General features: G+C 70.3%; 10 protein-coding genes. 7 read left to right on the top strand and 3 right to left on the bottom strand.

The annotated features are described in order from the left end of the window. The 3 genes from QR77_RS47715 to QR77_RS46480 all read right to left on the bottom strand — a co-directional run. Positions 1-1,429, bottom strand: a 1,429-nt coding sequence (locus QR77_RS47715) for a hypothetical protein (protein ID WP_201778790.1), incomplete at its 3' end; no start/stop codon positions are given. Between the two features lie 94 nt (positions 1,430-1,523). Then, positions 1,524-2,603 (bottom strand): hypothetical protein, encoded by a 1,080-nt coding sequence (locus tag QR77_RS03390; RefSeq protein WP_160310878.1) that lies wholly within the window; start codon positions 2,601-2,603, stop codon positions 1,524-1,526. A 1,160-nt stretch (positions 2,604-3,763) separates the two neighbouring features. Continuing rightward, entirely contained in the window at positions 3,764-3,952 is a 189-nt protein-coding gene (locus QR77_RS46480) for a hypothetical protein (RefSeq protein ID WP_040019576.1), read from the bottom strand. Between the two features lie 1,394 nt (positions 3,953-5,346). Here QR77_RS46480 and QR77_RS03380 point away from each other — a divergent pair. The 7 genes from QR77_RS03380 to QR77_RS44835 form a co-directional block, all read left to right on the top strand. Next, complete coding sequence (locus QR77_RS03380; protein WP_078876463.1) at positions 5,347-7,275, top strand: BTAD domain-containing putative transcriptional regulator; 1,929 nt, start codon at positions 5,347-5,349, stop codon at positions 7,273-7,275. A 494-nt stretch (positions 7,276-7,769) separates the two neighbouring features. Next, positions 7,770-8,438 carry a class I SAM-dependent methyltransferase gene (locus QR77_RS03375; protein WP_040019574.1) on the top strand — a complete coding sequence of 223 codons (669 nt, stop codon included), beginning with the start codon at positions 7,770-7,772 and terminating at the stop codon, positions 8,436-8,438. A gap of 163 nt (positions 8,439-8,601) precedes the next feature. Continuing rightward, positions 8,602-9,456, top strand: coding sequence for a 3-hydroxyacyl-CoA dehydrogenase family protein (locus QR77_RS03370; protein WP_040019573.1), 855 nt, complete (start codon positions 8,602-8,604; stop codon positions 9,454-9,456). Then, positions 9,453-9,719: an acyl carrier protein gene (locus QR77_RS03365; protein ID WP_040019571.1), complete on the top strand. Its 267-nt coding sequence runs from the start codon at positions 9,453-9,455 to the stop codon at positions 9,717-9,719. The genes QR77_RS03370 and QR77_RS03365 overlap by 4 nt, the downstream gene beginning before the upstream one ends. Beyond that, positions 9,712-10,809, top strand: a complete 1,098-nt coding sequence (locus QR77_RS03360) for an acyl-CoA dehydrogenase family protein (RefSeq protein WP_040019570.1) — start codon at positions 9,712-9,714, stop codon at positions 10,807-10,809. The genes QR77_RS03365 and QR77_RS03360 overlap by 8 nt, the downstream gene beginning before the upstream one ends. 12 nt (positions 10,810-10,821) lie before the next feature. Continuing rightward, positions 10,822-11,916, top strand: coding sequence for an HAD-IIIC family phosphatase (locus QR77_RS03355; protein ID WP_040019569.1), 1,095 nt, complete (start codon positions 10,822-10,824; stop codon positions 11,914-11,916). A gap of 378 nt (positions 11,917-12,294) precedes the next feature. Beyond that, positions 12,295-18,226, top strand: a 5,932-nt coding sequence (locus QR77_RS44835) for a type I polyketide synthase (protein WP_236710524.1), incomplete at its 3' end; no start/stop codon positions are given.

The following is an 18,226-nucleotide window of genomic DNA, read 5'->3' as shown; positions in this document are numbered from 1 at the left end:
CTCGGTCGCCTCGGTCGCCTCGGTCGCCTCGGTCGCCTCGGTCGCCTCGGTCGCCTCGGTCGCCGGTCGTGGGGCGGCGGGAGGGGTGCTCGGTTCCGCGCCTGTCGCGCTGCTCGCGATCAGGCGTCGGACGATCGGTCCTCGGGGACGTGGCCGGCGTTTCCCAGGACAGCAGCCGGTCCCAGGTCAGCGCCACGACCGAGGCGGACCCCGGTGCCAGGTTGCGGCCCTGGGCGCCCACGTGGTCGGCGAGAAGCCATGCGGGATCGGTGAGCCGATCGGCGACCTGCCGGTCGGAGATCTCCCCGGGCGTGGTGCGCCGCCAGAACGCCGCCAGATCGTTCTCGTTACTGGCAACCAGCGGATGGGTGTCCTGGAGGCTGAGGCCGGTCAGGAGCGGTGCGATCTCCCCGAACCGGACGTCCATCGCCTGGAACTCGGGCACCAGGTCGGTCAACAGATCCAGGCAGACGCGGTACGCCTTCGCCCGGGCCGGAGCCGAAGCTCGGGTCGGCCCCGACCTGTCGGCCGAGGTCCGGGGCCCACTACCGCCGCGACGATGCGCCTTCGTCACGACGGCTTCGGTTTCGAATGAGGCGGAGAGGCCGTGGGCGATCGCCCGGGAACGATTTCGGTCCAGGATTTGCTGCGGCAGCGCCGGGATCCGTCGCCCGTCCCGTTCGAACCGCCGGGCCCGCATGGCCAGGGCCTGGGCGAGCAGCGCGTGGACCATCGTGTCGGACACCAGGATCTGGGCGTCGAACAACCGCAACGTCACCGCGTCGAAGCCGTCGTCGGTTCGTCCCAGCGGGTTGACGTCCATGAGTTCGAGCCGGGCCACTCCTTCGTCACGGCTCAATGCCTCCTTGACCCGCTCCAGGTGCGACGGGGCGAAGGAGTGGATGTATCGAGTGGTGAGCTGGTCGGTGGCATCGGCCAGTCGACGCGATCCCTGACCGGTGCCGGTGTGCGGTCCGTAGGTGCATCGTCCGGTCATCGCGATCAGTGCCGGCGAATGCTGCCGGAACAGGTTCGTGCACAGTTCGCGCTGGACGCCGCTGTGCACCTCGACGTCGTGCTCGTCGCTCGCCAACCACGCCGACACGGGCAGGCCGCCCGGCGAGTACGCGGCGGGCAGCAGGACACCGCCGCGGTGCCGCACGGCGCCGGCGAGGGCGGCGGTCGCGTTCGCGAGGGAATGAGCGATGCGGGCCCTGGCCTCGGGCTCGCACAGCGAGACAGGGCCGGAGTCGAGCCAGACCGGCCCGGCTGACCGGGCGTCACCGCGGACGACGGGCGCCTGCCGCTCCGCTGTCAGCGTGTGTCCGAGCAGCGGCCGCAGGATTTCGCCCGGGTTCTCACCGGCGACGATGTAGCCCTTGCGGACGCGTTGGCGTAACGCTCCGTCGCGGTGCAGTCCGACGAGCATGGATGGCTCCTTCCTACTCACGGCGGCGGGACCATGACGGCGTGGCGGCGTCGGGAACTGCGATTTCGACCAGAGGGTGGCGGCCCGGCGGCGGTTATGGGGGGTCCGTTTCCGAAGGGTCGCGTGCGCGGCCGACCAGTACCCGGAGCATGCCTCGGACTGGGGGCAGCAGCACGACGATGGCCGCGGCCAGCAGCACCGCGATCCCGGTGGACCACAAGAACGCCGTCGGGCTCCCGTCGACCGCCGCCGCGGCACCGCCGTACGCCAGCGCGAACGGCACGCCGAGCACAGTGAGGATGCCGAGCGCCGCGTTGACGGCGCGTGCGGTCGACGCCTCGACGAAGCGCGTGCAGTCGGCCAGATCCTCGACCAGGCGCGTACGCAGGTCAGGCAGCCGATGCTGGTCCCGGTACGCGGCGAGCAGTTCGTTTCCCATTCCGCGTACGGTGACGTGATCGGTGCCCAGCACCCCTCGGATGTCGATCAACCGGCGCTCCAACGACGCGAGTGCCGGGGGGTTCAGTCGATTGGTGCGTACTGCCGCCACCCGCTCTGCCAGGTCGTTGAGTGCCCTCACCTGAAGTCTGCCGAGCAGGAACGCGTCCAGGTAGACGCTGTGCACATGGGTGCGCGCGATCTGATGGAACGCCGTGTCGTCCTCCGGATCGGCGGTCGTGCCGAGGAAGGCGGCACCATCGCGCAGGACCAGGGCCTGCCAGTCGGCGGAGAACCGGACGCGGCCCCGGAAGGCGACCTCATGTCCCTCCGGATCGGGAGGAAAACGCGACACCGGAGTCGCCGAGGCGAGCAACCACAGCCACTGGTCGCGGGCGCCCCAACCGGCGTATTCGATCGGCATGACCTCCGGCCAATCGCCGTCGGTGCGGGTCAGGTGAGCCAGGGTCCAGCAACGCCGCGTCCGGTCCGCCACTCGGACACCGTCCGGCAACAGGGCTTCGATCCGGTTGCGATTGGACCGACCGTGCTCGGACGGCGACAGGTCCGTCAGCCCGGCAAGTTCGGCGAGGGGGTCGGCGCCGAATCGAAGGTGGAGCACCGCGATGGCGGCCCCGGATCCGAACTCGGAGGGGACTCGCAGCAACTCGACGGCGAAGACGGATGTCGCACGCACCTGGGCGGAGACCAGTTGGTGCCGACGCGTGGGCCGCACGTCCGTTCCGTACAGCGCGTCCGCGACACGATGCTCGAAATAGCCGAGCCGCGTGGCCCGATCGGCTGCGATCCTGGTGGGCGCGTCCGCCGGCCCCAGCACTGTGCTTACCGGCAACGGCCCTGCGGGCCATGGCGGATAGGCGGTGATCGCCACATCGACGACGAGACACCCGGTACCGACAAGCGAGGCCATGACACCCCCCGTGGTCGCCTCCGTAGCTGGACATCGTCCCGCAACTTCGGCAGGCGCGCAGCGATTTCGCAAACCTGTCGGGGGCGGGTAGCCCGAGCGGGAGGAGTCATGCGTCGCGGAGTCCGGGAGTCGCGTTCACCGTCTCCGGACTCACTGCTCCGGCCACCGGCGGGACGGGAGGCGACCAGGGAACGGTTGAGGTGGAACGCACCGGCCCGGCGGACGCTACCGGCGGCGGGGACGCCACCAGCGGCATCCGTCTCACCTGATCGGAGTTTCATATAAGCGACGGACCCGGCCCAGGAAGTGGATCTTGGAGCCATGGGGCCGTCTGGTCGGGGAACGCACCCATGTGAGATGAACGGAGCCCCGATGAAGCCACGCGGATGGCGGCAGCAGTCGGCGACGGCCGTCACCGGCAGCGGGGAGGCCCGCTCCACGGAGCATCTGCGGGCAGTCACCGGACGGACAGTCACCTTCACCACTCGCGTGAGCCACGGGCCGTCAGCGACCGGGTCGGAAGCAGATGTCCGCGAGGTCTACGTCCTGGGCCACGAAGAACTGCAGACGACAGCTCTCACCGTGCTCGGCCCAAAACAGGCTTTCCGGTTACCGGGAACGGCTGCACACGTGGGCCGAGACATACCGGGACCAGGGGTGCCCGCCGGAAACCCCGGAATACCTGCTCCGACCCCAGCGGGACGCCGGTGTGGGTCCGAGTGGCCGCCCTGCCGCGGGCCGGTTGGGGCAAGTGTCCGGGCCCGGCAAGGGGGTTGCCCCATTGCTCGACGGCTGCGTGTACGGGGCCAAGAGACGCCGTTCCCGTACGTAGCTGGTGGCGACCATCAGGGCGGAAAGTGTTCCCAGGGTGATCAACTGTGTCAGGCGGTTCGTCATGCTCAGACCGCCGCTGAGTCCGTCGACGAGCTCCCGGGCGCCCACGGCCACCACGCCGACGAGGGCGGTCACACGTGGTCCGGCGAATGCCGCGGAGAGGGCGGGCCGAGCGACAGCAAGGGGCCCAGGTGGATGGCGCTCGGCAACATGAGATCCACCAGGCTGATCAGCGCGACCACCGCAAGCGGTACCGCCACCAACCTGCGGCCCCATCGGCGGCTGATAAGGCGGTCCCATTTGGCGCGCCAATACCCCATTGATCCAGGCTACCTCGGGTTTGTGCTGATGGGGCAGCCGAGCGGAACAGGGCGCCGCATTGGTTGAAACACGCAAGACCGTCGTCGGCTTCTCACGGCACGACCGCTGCGCCGTGCCCGATGCGCAGTGAAGGGACCGTGCCGGGACGGTTTCGTGCCCGGAGTGCGGCGATGTACTCCTGGAGTCGAACTTCGACGCGCCGGCCGCGTCGATGACACACCTTGCTCCAGTTCATCCGGATCCGGGCCGGCGGCGCCGAACTCCTGCTGTCGCGCGGCCCATTCGGGGCCGGTAGCGTGGTCGATCGGTGCCTGGTCCAGCGGGACGCGGGAGCGCTGGAGGAATGTCTGCCGCCTCGTCGGAACAGCATTCCTCCCTCGCCCCGACGTCCTGACGCTCGAAGGCGCAACCGTTTGAGAGGGCGTGGATATGGCTGCCTGTCAGGAACGGGCGATTTATTGCCAGTATCAGACTCACTACGGAGCAGTCAGCCGTGATCAAATCAGAGTTCCCAAAGTGCCCTTGGGCCCTGTCGCAATCCCCCTGGTTGCGGGTGGCTCGGTGTGGCGCGCCGCCTTGCGGAACCGCTGCTGGACTTGATTGGGTGATGTCGGCCCGATCGTCTGACGGCGGCCATGTCGGGCCGATGGCTGTGTGGTGTGGGATACACACAGGGTGGCGGTTCGGCCGACGTCGGAGCCGCGGGGGAGCGGCTCCGGTTGTAGGCAGTCGGGTGCTTCGGGCGCGGCGAGAAGAGCAGGGAGATCGCGGTCGAGTTGTGGGTGAGTGAGTGGCCGGTGGAGCGTTGGTGCCGGTTGTGGAGGGAGCGGGGTGAGGAGGGTGTCCGGTCGAAGGATCGGCCAGGGCGTCCGAGGCTTTCCGCAGTCCACATCCCGGAGCTGGAACGTGAGTTGGAGCGTGGTTGTCTTGGTCATGGGTGGCCGGATCGGCTGGGGCGAACCAGGGGGGTTCACCTGGCAGGGCTACCGCGACCTGATCGTGCGGACACACAGCCGGCTCAAAGGCCCCGTCGTCGTGGCCCGGGACATCCGCGTACCCGTCTCATGCCGAAGACGAAGGACTTCATCGCCGCGAGCCGGGACTGGCTGACCGTATTCCACTTCCCCTCGTACGCACCGACCTCAACTCGCGGGAAGTGCCCGGTCCCTGGTGAAACGGACCATCGGCGACCTGTCGCCGCCGACCTCTCCACGATTGCCTCATGGGCACCGTCCTGACCCTGACCAGCCAACGCGATCATGCCAGCATCACGCATTCATGTTCAATAATAAGCGGCAAGATTTTCTTACGATACCCGCATTAAAGACCTCTCGTAAGCCGCCTCTCTCATAAAACGGGGAAAAAATCAGAGTCGGCTCTATCGAAGGTAATCATGGCGCCTGAAGTATTCTTCTCGCTGCTCGGCCCGCTAAAGGTGAACGTCGGTCAGCGCGCGGTAACGATCACAGCAGGGCGCCAACGCACCCTTCTGGCAGCCCTCCTGGCCAGTGCCAACAAAGTGGTCTCAATCGATCGCTTGGCAGAATTTGTGTGGGACGGCCAGCCGCCGCCCACTGCCTCACCCACCATAAGAACCTACGTCATGCGACTGCGTCAGACACTCGGAAAAACAGCAGGAGAGCGAATTCAGACCTGCGCGCCCGGCTATCTGATAAAAGTTGGCGAGATGGAGAGTGACCTCCATCGTTTCGTGAAGCACCGCGAGACGGCAAATTCCCTGCTCGAAAGAGGCGATCTCGAAGGCGCCAGACGCGAACTGAGCAGTGCGCTGTCCTTCTGGGAAGCGCCCTTGGTCGACATCCCATCCATGCTGCTACAGGACGAAGAGCTCCACTACTGGCGCAAGCTGCACATGCAAACGCTCCTGTCACGTCTCGATGTTGATATCGAGATCGGCCGGTACGACGCTGTGATTCCCGAGCTTTGGCGCATCGTGAGAGATGACTCGACACACGAGCCGATGGTGGCCCGGCTCATGCTCGCGCTCCACCGTTCAGGTCACCGCGCCGAGGCGCTGCGGCTGTTCCGCGACACCCGGTCACATCTGCTTCTCGAACTGGGATCCGAGCCGGGACCGGAGATACAGCAGATGCGCCAGAAAATTATGGTGGCCGAGGCGCCTCGCATCTCGAACTCCGTGCGGCAGCGGACGGCGAAGCAGCCGGCCGGCGGCATCATTCCCGCTCAACTGCCCTCCGCGCCCGCGGACTTCGTCGGCAGGCAGCAGGAGAAAGCCCTGCTCACACAACTGCTTGACCCCAGCCAGAAGATCCCGCACACATCCGTGACAGTGCTGCTTACCGGAACCTCCGGCATCGGTAAAAGCGCGCTGAGCCTGTCCGCCGCGCATGCGATGCGAGCCGCCTTCCCGGACGGCCAGCTCCACGCGGATCTGGATGAGGCGCCCGAGTCCACGTCCCAAGGAAGATCACTGAGTAGCGCGCCCGACATACTCACCCGCTTCCTCATGGACCTCGGCACGCCAGGCGACGAGGTTCCCGACGACCAGGCCCGGCGGATTGGTCTCTACCGCACATTGCTAGCCGATCGCAAGGTGCTTGTCGTGCTCGATGGCGTGACCGATACGACTCAGGTACGTCATCTACTGCCAGGAAGTGGTGCCAGCAGAGCCATTGTGGTCGGCCGGGGCCGGTTCGCAGGCCTGGACTCGGCACGGATAATACGGTTGAAGAGACTCGATCAGGAGACGTCCCTCGACATGCTCGGCACCCTCCTGGGGAGGGAACGGGTTGACGCCGAGCCGGACGCCGCGCGGCGGATCACTTCCGTCTGCGCCGGGCTCCCGTTGGCCCTGCGTATCGCGGCGGCGCGTTTGATGGATCGGGACGGCTGGTCACTCACTGACATGGCAATGCGGCTGAGCAGTGAGGGACGGCTTCTGAACGAGCTGCAGGATGGCGAACGCTCCGTGAGGGACGCGCTGAAGGCGAGTTACGCGACGGCCCGGAGGCATTACTCCTGTGACGCGCCCGCCATGGACACGGTGCTGCGCGTGGTGGCCAGCGAGTCCACACCCCGGATCCATACCGCCAGACTCGCAGCCGAACTCGACTGCCCGCTGGAAGACACGGAGCTGATCCTGGACGAGCTCGTGGGTATGGGGCTGCTGAATTCGCCCGGCCCCGGCAAGTACGTCGTCGACGAACTCGTCAGAGCCTTCTCCCGAGAGATGCGGACACCTGCGTTACCGGCGCCTGTCGCCCTTCGGCCGCCTGGTGAGTGCAGTGTCAACAACGGGTTCAGGCACCCGTATCCGCCAAGATGCTCCATGACTTCATAACAGTGGTCAGTTCCGGTGCCGGCACCGTTACGCGTCCAGGACCGTGCCGATGCGGGACGTGACGTGGGCCCCCGTCTCCGCTGATTGCGTCCCCGCCGCCCCGCCCCCGCCGCCGGTTCGTATGCCAGGGCGTTCCAGGAGGTGAAGGACCACCTGGTGGGCCGTCAGGCGCACGTAACGAGGACGGGCACCCGCGGGCACGGACCGGCCGTGTGGCGGCGACCGGGCGCCGCCGCCGGCCGATGCCCGCGTACACCACGCGATGCCTTCTCGACGGAGCCCGACCCGAAGGGCCCGGCTGCCGGGGGGCGTGCCCGATGCGGGCGCAGGGGGCACGAGCCGCGATATGGATCCGCTATCCGCGTGTTCGATGCTGCGGTGCGCGGGGTTTTCGCGCGCCCGCAGCGGCCTTGTCCGCGGAGGGCCGGCGGGTTACGGGTCCTCCGGTGACCTCTGCCGTCTTCGCACGCGACACATGCTGATGGGAACACTCGATGGCTGAACAGATGGCGGTCTCCGACACCTTGCACCGCTACGTCCGCGAGGTGTCGCTGCGGGAGGCGTCCGTGCTGACGGACCTCCGTACGTTCACCGCCGAACTGCCCGCCGGCTCCGCGCTCCAGGTGTCCGCCGAGGAGGGGCAGCTACTCGCGCTGCTCGTCCGACTCACCGGCGCCGTCAACGTCCTGGAGATCGGCACCTTCACCGGCTACAGCACCCTGTGCATGGCGTCCGCGCTGCCCCCCGGCGGGCGCCTGACCACCCTGGACATCACCGAACGGTGGCCCGCGATCGGTGCCGACTACTGGCGCAGGGCCGAGGTCGAGGACGTGATCGACCTCAGGATCGGCGACGCGTCGGACTCACTCGCCGGGCTGCGGGAGGAACACGGGCCGGACCACTTCGACTTGGTGTTCATCGACGCGGACAAGACCAACTACCTTCGCTACTACGAGAAGTCGCTGGAGATCCTGCGGCCCGGCGGACTTGTCGTCGTCGACAACACACTCTTCTTCGGGCGGGTCGTCGATCCCACGGCACAGGACGCCGACACGGTGGCGATCCGCGAATTCAACGCGTTTCTGTACAAGGACGAGCGGGTGGACATCTCGCTGCTCCCCATGGCCGACGGCATCACCCTTGCCCGTAAGCGCCCCGTTTGACCGTCCGCGCCGCCATCGGCGTACGAGCCGACGACGCGCCGCGACATCCGTGAACACTCTGCCCGGCTCTGGGCGGTGACCGGGACGACAGCGATATCGAGGCGCTACGCGAGGTTCGGATACTGGTTCTCTCGTGACGAGACAGGAAGCAGGAACGACAACGATGACGACCGAGCCGATTGCGGTTCTCGGCGCCGGGGTGATGGGCGTGGGCATCACCACGCTGCTGGCCGGGCACGGCCTGCGGGTCCGGCTGGTGGACACCGACCCGGACAAACTGGCCCAGGCTCCCGGCCGTATCCGGCAGGAACTGCGCATGGCCCAGATGATGGGCGCGCTGCCCCCCGACCGTCCGCAGGGTGAGGTGACCCCGTACAGCGACCTGTCCGCGGTGCGCGGCGCCCGGCTGGTGATCGAGGCGATCACCGAGGACGCCGCCCTCAAGAACAAGACCCTGGCCGAGGTGTCCGCGCTGGTGGCGCCCGGGACCCCGCTGGTCTCCAACACCTCCTCGATCCCGATCGACGAGCTGGCCGACGCCGTCGACCGCCCGGAAGACCTGATCGGTACCCACTTCATGAACCCGCCGGCCCTGATCGGCACCACCGAGGTGATCCAGGGTGTGCGCACCGGCCGTGCCACCCTGGACGCCGTGCGCGGGCTGCTCGGTGAGGTCGGCCGCAAGCCGGTCGTGGTCCGGGACGCGCCCGGCTTCGTGACGAGCCGGCTGCTGCACCCGATGATCAACGACGCGGCCCGGGTGGCGCAGGAGGGCACGGCGTCCGTCGAGGACATCGACGCCCTGATGCAGGGCTGCCTGGGTCACCCGACCGGTCCGCTGCGAACCGCGGACCTGATCGGTATCGACAACCTCGTCGACTCCCTGTGGGTGCTGCTCAAGCGCACCGGCGACGAGGGGTGCCGCCCCTGTGACCTGCTTTTGGCGAAAGTCGCCGACGGCCACCACGGACGGAAGTCCGGACGTGGTTTCTACGAGTACGAGGAGAGCACGCGATGAGCGTCCCCACCGACCGGCCTACGGACGTCGAGGCGTCCATCCTGGCTTTCGTGGAGGCCAAGACGAAGACAAGCTGGGACCTCGGCGCCGACATCTTCAGAGCGGGAGGGCTCTCCTCACTGTTCGCCATGGAGCTCGTGGTCTTCCTGGAGAAGACCTTCGAGATCTCCATCAGCGGACCGGACATGCGCCTGGAGAACTTCCGTACCGTCACCTCCATGGTCGAGCTCGTCACTCGGCTGCGCGGGACGGCCGGTGAATGACGGGATCGCCGCCGAGGTCACCGAGCTCGTCGGTGACCAGGCGGACCACTGGGACCGCACCGGGCTCATCCCCGTCGAGCTGCTGCGGAAGATGTCCGCCGACGGCCGGCTCTGCGCCATGGTCGCCCAGGAGCACGGCGGGCTGGGGCTGAGCAGCGCCGCGAACGGTGAGTTCACCGCTCACGTCGGCAGTCTGTGCAGCTCGCTGCGCAGCGTGATGACCTCGCAGGGCATGGCCGCCTGGGCGATCCAGCGGCTGGGCGACGCCGAACAGCGGGCCCGGCTGCTGGCACCGCTGGTGAACGGCGAACTGGCCGCGGTCGGCTTCAGCGAGGCCGAAGCGGGCAGCGACGTCTCCGCGATGAGTACGGTGATCCGTCCCGACGGCGACGACGTGGTCATCGACGGCTCCAAGGTGTGGATCACCGCCGCCCACTATGCCGACCACCTGGTGATCTTCGGCCGCTGGGGCGAGGGTGGCGCGGCAGTCGTGGTGCCCGCCGACGCCCCTGGGGTGACCGTCGAGCGGATCCCCGACCCGCTGGGCTGCCGGGCCGCCGGACACGCCAACATCCGGCTGGAGTCGGTCCGAGTACCCGCCGGCCAGATGCTGGGCGGTGTCAGCATGCCGCTGTCGCTCCTGGTGACCGTGGTCCTGGCCTACGGCCGGATGTCGGTGGGCTGGGGCTGCGTCGGCATCCTCCGGGGCTGTCTGTCGGAGGCCGGCGCGCACGCGCGCTCCCGCAGCCAGTTCGGGAAGCCGCTGGGGGAGCACCAGTTGGTGGGCCGGCACCTCGCCGAACTGCTGGTCTCCGAGCAGATCGCCACCCGGGCCTGCGAACACGCCAGCAGGCGCTGGGACGACGGCGAGCCGGACGTGGTCACGGCCACTGTCCTGGCCAAGCACGTCAGCGCTGTGCAGGCGGCCAAGGGGGCCGCATCCGCGGTCCAGGTCCTGGCCTCGGCCGGCGCGGACAACAGTCATCCGGTCGCCCGCGCCTACCGGGACGCCAAGTTGATGGAGATCATCGAGGGCAGTAACGAGTTGTGCCAGGTGCTGCTGGCCGAGCACGTGCTGTCGCACTCGTAGAGGAGACCGCGCATGACCGAGCAGCCGACGATGGTGAAATGCCTCGTCTGGGACCTGGACAACACCCTGTGGCAGGGCACCCTCCTGGAGGACGGCGAGGTACTGCTCGCCGAGGAGGTCCGACGCGTGGTCGCCGAACTCGACCGGCGCGGCATCCTCCAGGCGGTGTCCAGCAAGAACGACCACGGACCCGCGTGGGAGCGGCTGGAGCAGCTCGGCCTGGCCGAGTACTTCGTCCTGCCGCATATCGGATGGGGGCCCAAGTCCGACTCCGTGCGGGCGATCGCCGACCGGCTCAACTTCGCCCACGGCGCGATCGCGTTCATCGACGACTCGCCGGCCGAGCGCGCCGAGGTGGTCTTCCACCTGCCCGAGGTCCGCTGCTACGAGCCCCACCAGCTCGGCACTCTGCTGGAGCTCCCCGAGTTCAGCCCGGCGGTCAGCACGGTCGACTCCCGGCGGCGCCGTGAGATGTACCAGGCAGGCTTCCGGCGGGACGCCGAGCGCGAGGAGCACAAGGGTCCGGACGAGGAGTTCCTGCGCTCGCTCGAACTGTGGATGACGATCAACAGGGCCACCGGGGAAGAGCTCACCCGGGTCGAGGAACTGACCCTGCGCACCAGTCAGATGAACGCCACCGGAGTGCACTACGACGACACCGCGCTCCTTCGGCTGATGGCCGATCCCGAGCACGAGGTGCTGGTGATCACCATGGGCGACCGGTTCGGGCCGCACGGCGCGGTGGGCCTGGTACTGCTGCACCGGAAGCCTGAGGCGTGGCACCTGAAGCTGCTGGCCACCTCGTGCCGTGTGGTGTCCTTCGGCGCCGGGGCGGCCATCCTCAACTGGCTTACGGACCAGGCGGCTCAGGCCGGCGTGCACCTGCTGGCCGACTTCAGGGCCACCGACCGCAACCGCATGATGGAGATCGCCTACCGGTTCGCCGGCTTCGACGACCGCGCCTGCGACTGCCGGGCCGCGCTGGGCGAGGCGGAGGCCGAGGGTGTCCAGCGTCTTCACCTGGTGCCACAACGGCGTGCTCTCCCGGACACGGTGAAGCTGGACGCCGTCGAACTGGACGAGCGGAAGGCCCCGATGCCCCTCTGAACGGGTCCGAATCCCTCCGGACGGACATTCGGGAGAGCCGGAGGGCGGGGCGGCGGGCCCTTCGGGACCGCGCCGCCCTCTCCTTCCGTCCCTGCCGGTCGTCGCACGCTCTGCCTCGTGCGAACGCCGCGCGGCGGGTCCTTCAGGACGTACCCGTCCGGGGGCGGCGGCCGCCCGGCGTGATCATCGCGATACACGGGCGATATGCGCGCCCCCGAAAATTGAGGACGAAGTGTTCGGCGGGAAGCCGGGAGGACTGCTGACGGCCGGTCGTGGCATGCCCGTTGACCGGTCGGCGCCCCACTCGGGGCCGCTTCGGCCGACGTTTTTCCCCGTGACACCTGTGTCACGGGTCCCGCAGCACGTTGAGGAGCAGAGTTGATCCCCACGGTCGCGTCGCAGGCTGCCATCGCGGTTATCGGTTACTCCTGCCGGTTGCCGACCGCGCCCGGCCCGGATGCCTTCTGGCAGATGCTGGTCGACGGGCGCGACGCCATCTCCGAGGCGCCCGTGGATCGTTGGACGGCCGAACAACTCGACGCCGCGGGCACCCCGTACGCCGCCAGCGCGCGGTGGGGCGGCTTCATCGAGCACCCCGACGCGTTCGACGCCGCGTTCTTCGGCGTCTCGCCCCGCGAGGCCGCCGCCATGGACCCCCAGCAGCGGCTGATCCTGGAACTGGGCTGGGAGGCCGTCGAGCACGCGGGCGCGACGCCCGCCTCACTCGCCGGGACCCGCACGGGCGTCTTCGTCGGCGCGGGCTGGGACGACTACGCCACGCTGCGCAGACAGGCGGCTCCCACCGAGATCACCCACCACACCTCGGTCGGCGCGCAGCGGGCCATCATCCCCAACCGGCTCTCCCACACCCTCGGCGTCCACGGGCCGAGCCAACTCGTCGACACGGGCCAGTCGTCGTCGCTGGTCGCCGTGCACCTGGCCTGCCAGAGCCTCCGCGGCGGCGAGTCGACCGCCGCGCTCGCCGGCGGCGTCAACCTGAACCTGGCTCTCGACAGCGCACTGGTCGCCGCCGGCGTCGGAGCCCTCTCCCCGGACGGCCGCTGCCACACCTTCGACGCGCGGGCCAACGGCTACGTACGCGGCGAGGGCGGCGGCCTGGTCATGCTCAAGACGCTGGAGCGAGCACTCGCAGACGGGGACACCGTCCACGGTGTCCTCCTCGGTAGCGCGGTCAACCACGACGGCGGCGGCAGCGACCTCACCGTGCCCGACGCCCGCGCCCAGCGCGAGGTCGTGACGCTCGCTCAGCGGGCCGCCGGCGTCAGCTCCGCCGACATCGCCTACGTCGAACTCCACGGCACCGGAACGAAGGTGGGGGACCCCGTCGAGGCGGCAGCCCTGGGAGCGTCCATCGGCGCCTCCCGGCCCGCCGGTTCGCCGCTGCTCGTCGGCTCGGCCAAGACCAACGTGGGCCACCTGGAGAGCGCCGCCGGGATCGTCGGCCTGCTGAAGACCGTGCTGTCCGTGCGGCACGGCGAACTCCCCGCCAGTCTCAACTTCCAGGCACCCCCGCCCGGGATCCCGCTCGACGAACTCAACCTGCGGGTCCAGACCGAGCGAGGCCCCTGGCCCGAGGGCCAGCGGCTCGCCGGCGTCAGCTCGTTCGGCATGGGCGGCAGCAACTGCCACGTGGTGGTCGGCGCGTACGAACCCGACGCCACAGGTGTCGAAGAGTCCCCCAGGCGCCCCGCAGGCCCAGGCGCCCCGCCCCTCGTGCTGTCCGGGCGGACCCCCGCGGCGCTGCGCGCGCAGGCCGGGCAGCTCCACGACTGGACCGCCGGCCACCCCGAGTCGGCCTCGGCGGACATCGGCTGGTCCCTGCTGTCGTCCCGGACCCTCTTCGACCACCGGGCCGTCGCCCTGAACGCCGACGCGCTGCCGGTCATCGCGGCGGGCGGCACGGCCGACGGCGCGGTCACCGGCACGGCGGCCCCGGTTGGTAAAACCGTGTTCGTCTTCCCTGGCCAGGGGGCGCAGTGGGTCGGCATGGCCCGCGAACTCCTCGACTCCTCACCGGTGTTCGCCGCCCGGATGGCCGAGTGCGAACAGGCCCTGTCCGCGTTCGTGGACTGGCGGCTCACCGACGTGCTCGGCGACGCGGTGGCGCTGGAGCGCACCGAGATCGTTCAGCCGGCCCTGTGGGCGGTCATGGTCTCCCTCGCCGAGGTGTGGCGGTCCCTGGGCGTGTTGCCCGACGCGGTCCTCGGGCACTCGCAGGGCGAGGTGGCCGCGGCCGTGGTGGCCGGGGCCCTGTCGCTGGAGGACGGCGCCCGGGTCGTCGCCCTGCGCGGCCTCGCGCTGCGCACGCTGGCCGGACGTGGCGGGCTGACCTCGGTGGCGCTGTCGGCCGAGGAGATCCAGGACCTTCTGGGCCCGGACCTGTCGATCGCCGCGGTCAACGGCCCCTCGTCGGTGGTCGTCGCCGGAGATCCGCAGGCCTTGGCCCGGCTGGAGGCGCTCGACATCCGTACCCGCCGGGTGCCCATCGAGTACGCCTCCCACTCCGTGCAGGTGGAGGAGATCCAGGACCAGGTCCTGCACGCGCTGCGTGAGGTCTCGCCGGCCGACGGCACCGTGCCGCTGTACTCCACCGTCGACGTCGACTGGGTGGACGGCTCAGCCCTGGACGCGGGTTACTGGTACCGGAATCTCCGCAGACCGGTGCGGTTCGAGGGCGCCGTGAGGGGCTTGGTCGCCGAGGGCTTCGACGTTTTCGTCGAGGTCAGTGCCCACCCCGTGCTGACCATGGCGGTTGAGGAGACCGCCGGACAGGTTGTCGCCTCAGGCACGCTGCGCAGGGGCGACGGCGGCTGGGACCGGATGACGCGCTCAGCGGCCGAACTGTTCGTGCGGGGCGTCGAGGTGGACTGGACCGCGCTGTTCACCGGCGCCACCCGCGTGGACCTGCCGACCTACCCGTTCCAGCGCCGGTCGTACTGGTTCGACCGGTTCACCGAGGCCGCCGCGGCCGTCCCGGCCGCCGTCGGCACGAGTCTCCCCGAGCTCACCGACCTGGTCGGCACGCACGCCGCGACCGTCCTCGGACACGGCGGCGCGGGCGACATCGACGCCCGGCTGGCCTTCAGGGAACTCGGCTTCGACTCGGTCTCGGCCATGGAACTGCGCAGCAGGCTGAGCGCCGCGACCGGCGTGAAGATGCCCGCCGCTCTGATCTACAACCACCCCACCGTCGACGCCGTCGCGGAGTTCCTGCACCGCGCCCTGGTCGCCGGCGAGGGGACCGGGCCCGGCACCGAGCCCGAGTCGCCGGCTGAAGGGGCCGCCGCCGTACGACACGTCGCGGAACCCCTGGACGACCCGGTGGCGATCGTCGCCATGAGCTGCCGGCTGCCAGGGGGAGTACGTTCGCCCGGCGACCTCTGGCGGCTCGTGGAATCCGGCACCGACGCCATCGGGCCACTGCCGGAGGACCGGGGATGGGACCTCGACGCGCTGCTCGCCCGGGGTGCGGACAGCACCTCGCACACCGGGTTCGGCGGCTTCCTGGCCGGGGCCGGCGAGTTCGACGCCGACTTCTTCGGTATCTCGCCGCGCGAGGCGCTGGCGATGGACCCCCAGCAGCGGCTGTTGCTGGAGACGAGCTGGGAGGCGTTCGAGGGCGCCGGGATCGTCCCCGGCGCGCTGCGCGGCAGCCGCACCGGCGTGTTCGTCGGCACGATGGGCCAGGACTACCTGCCCCGGCTGCACGAGCTCCCGGTCGAGGCCGAGGGGTACGGCCTGGTCGGCGGTTACGCCAGCGTCGCCTCGGGCCGGATCTCGTACACCTTCGGCCTGAACGGACCGGCCGTCACCGTCGACACGGCCTGCTCCTCCTCGCTGGTGGCCCTGCACATGGCGGCCAGGTCGCTGCGTTCCGGCGAGTGCTCCCTGGCGCTGGCCGCCGGTGCCACGGTGATGTCGGGACCCGGCATGTTCATGGAATTCAGCCGGCAGGGAGGGCTCGCCCGCGACGGCCGCTGCCGCTCCTTCAGCGACGACGCGGACGGCACCGGCTGGAGCGAAGGCGTCGGGGTCCTGCTGCTGGAGCGGCTCTCCGACGCACGGCGCAACGGCCACCCCGTACTCGCCCTGCTGCGCGGCTCCGCGGTCAACCAGGACGGCGCCTCGAACGGACTGAGCGCACCGCACGGCCCGTCGCAGGAGAACGTCATCCGGGACGCCCTGGCGAGCGCGCGGCTGACCGCGGCCGACGTGGACGTGGTGGAGGCGCACGGCACCGGTACGAAGCTCGGCGACCCGATCGAGGCCGGGGCGGTGCTGGCCGCCTACGGGCAGGACCGGGCCGAGCCGTTGTGGCTGGGATCGCTCAAGTCGAACATCGGCCACACCCAGGCCGCTGCGGGGATCGCCGGGATCATGAAGATGGTGCTGGCGATGCGGCACGGCGTGCTGCCCAGGACCCTGCACGTGGGGACGCCGTCGTCCCGGGTGGACTGGGCGGCGGGCGCCGTACGGGTCCTCACCGAACCGACCCCGTGGCCGGCCGCCCACCGGCCGCGCCGGGCGGGCGTCTCCTCGTTCGGCATCAGCGGCACCAACGCCCACGTCGTCCTCGAAGAGGCCCCTACCGACGAGCCCTCGCCCGCCGGGACGCCGCTGCCGCACATCGCGGCGCGGCCCTGGATCCTGTCGGCACGCGGCGCCGACGCGCTGCGCCGGCAGGCCGCCCAACTGGCCGAACATCTCGCGGCAGCGCCCGGCGAGGGCCTGAGCCCGGTGGACGTCGGCTACTCGCTGGCGACCTCGCGGACAGGCTTCGAGCACCGGGCGGTCCTCCTCGGCGGTGCGGACGCGCTGCGCGCGCTCGCCGAAGCCGAGCCCGGTGACGGACTGCCCCTGCCCGGCGTCGTCCGGGGCACCGCTCCGCCCGGTGCCAGGACGGTCTTCGTCTTCCCCGGCCAGGGTTCCCAGTGGGTGGGCATGGCGCTCGAACTCGCCGCGGTCTCGCCCGTCTTCGCCGACCGGCTGCGGGCCTGCGAGGACGCGTTGGCGCCGTACGTCGACTGGTCTCTGTCCGAGGTTCTCGCCGAGCCCGGGGCGCCCGGGCTGGAGCGGGTGGACATCGTGCAGCCCGCGCTGTTCGCCGTCATGGTGTCGCTGGCGGCCCTGTGGCGCTCGCGGGGCGTCGAGCCGTCGGCCGTCGTTGGACATTCCCAGGGCGAGATCGCGGCGGCGTGCGTCGCCGGGGCCCTGACCCTCGACGACGCTGCGCGCGTCGTCGCCCTGCGCAGCCAGGCGCTGCGCGCGCTGTCGGGCCGCGGCGGCATGGTGTCGGTCGCCGTGCCGGAGGACGAGGCCCGGCGGCGGCTCGCGCGGTGGGACGACCGGCTGGCGGTCGCCGCGGTCAACGGCCCCGGCTCGGTCGTCGTCTCCGGCGACGCGCAGGCCCTGGCAGAACTGATCGCCGCGTGCGAGGACGACGGGATCCGCGCCCGGCGCGTGCCGGTCGACTACGCCTCCCATTCCCCGCACGTCGAGGAGATCCGCGACGAGGTCGTCACCGCGCTGACCGGCATCACACCCCGCCGGGCCGCGGTGCCTTTCCACTCGACGGTCACCGGGAGCGTGCTCGACGGCAGTGAACTGGACGCCGAGTACTGGTATCAGAACCTGCGCGGCACCGTTCGGTTCGGTCCGGTCGTCGAGGACGTGCTGACCCGTGGGCCCGCGCTTTTCATCGAGATCAGCCCGCACCCGGTACTCGCCCAGGGGATCTCCGAGTCGCTCGACAGCGACCCGGACCGCCGCGCCGCGGTGATCGGCACCCTGCGGCGCGGGGACGGCGGCGCCGAGCGCTTCCTCGCCTCGCTGGCCGAGGCGTATGCCCACGGTGCGTCCGTGGACTGGGCCGCGGCGTACGCGGGAACCGGCGCCCGCCGGGTGGACCTGCCCACGTACCCCTTCGAACGCGGCAGGTACTGGCTCGACACCACGCGCCGCACCACTCCCGAGCGCGGGGAGCCGGACGACTGGCGCTACCGCGTCACCTGGACGGCCCGGCCCGACGCCGGGGAGGACCCGGCCGGCGCCACTCTGTCGGGCCGCTGGCTCGTGGTGGTGCCCGAAGAAGTCGAGAACGCGTACACCGCCTCCGTCACCGCGGCGGTGAGCGGGCACGGCGCGGAGGTCCACACGGTCCCCGTTCCGGCCGGCGAGGACCGGACCGCGCTGGCCGGCCGGCTGCGGGCCGTCGCGGACGGCAGCCCCGTAGCGGGTGTGCTCTCGCTGCTCGCGCTGGACGAGCGCACCGGCCCCGGCCGTGCCGCCG

This window comes from Streptomyces sp. 150FB (assembly GCF_000818195.1).
In the GTDB taxonomy this organism is placed as follows: domain Bacteria; phylum Actinomycetota; class Actinomycetes; order Streptomycetales; family Streptomycetaceae; genus Streptomyces.
The sequence above is the reverse complement of the archived record's forward strand: the minus strand, read 5'-3'. Positions and strand labels throughout refer to the sequence as shown.

Excerpts from the sequence above, each read along its gene's own strand:
- QR77_RS03375 (WP_040019574.1), top strand. The coding sequence starts at position 7,770 with ATGGCTGAACAGATGGCGGTCTCCGACACCTTGCACCGCTACGTCCGC.
- QR77_RS46480 (WP_040019576.1), bottom strand. The coding sequence starts at position 3,952 with ATGGGGTATTGGCGCGCCAAATGGGACCGCCTTATCAGCCGCCGATGG.
- QR77_RS03380 (WP_078876463.1), top strand. The coding sequence starts at position 5,347 with ATGGCGCCTGAAGTATTCTTCTCGCTGCTCGGCCCGCTAAAGGTGAAC.
- QR77_RS03365 (WP_040019571.1), top strand. The coding sequence starts at position 9,453 with ATGAGCGTCCCCACCGACCGGCCTACGGACGTCGAGGCGTCCATCCTG.
- QR77_RS03370 (WP_040019573.1), top strand. The coding sequence starts at position 8,602 with ATGACGACCGAGCCGATTGCGGTTCTCGGCGCCGGGGTGATGGGCGTG.
- QR77_RS03355 (WP_040019569.1), top strand. The coding sequence starts at position 10,822 with ATGACCGAGCAGCCGACGATGGTGAAATGCCTCGTCTGGGACCTGGAC.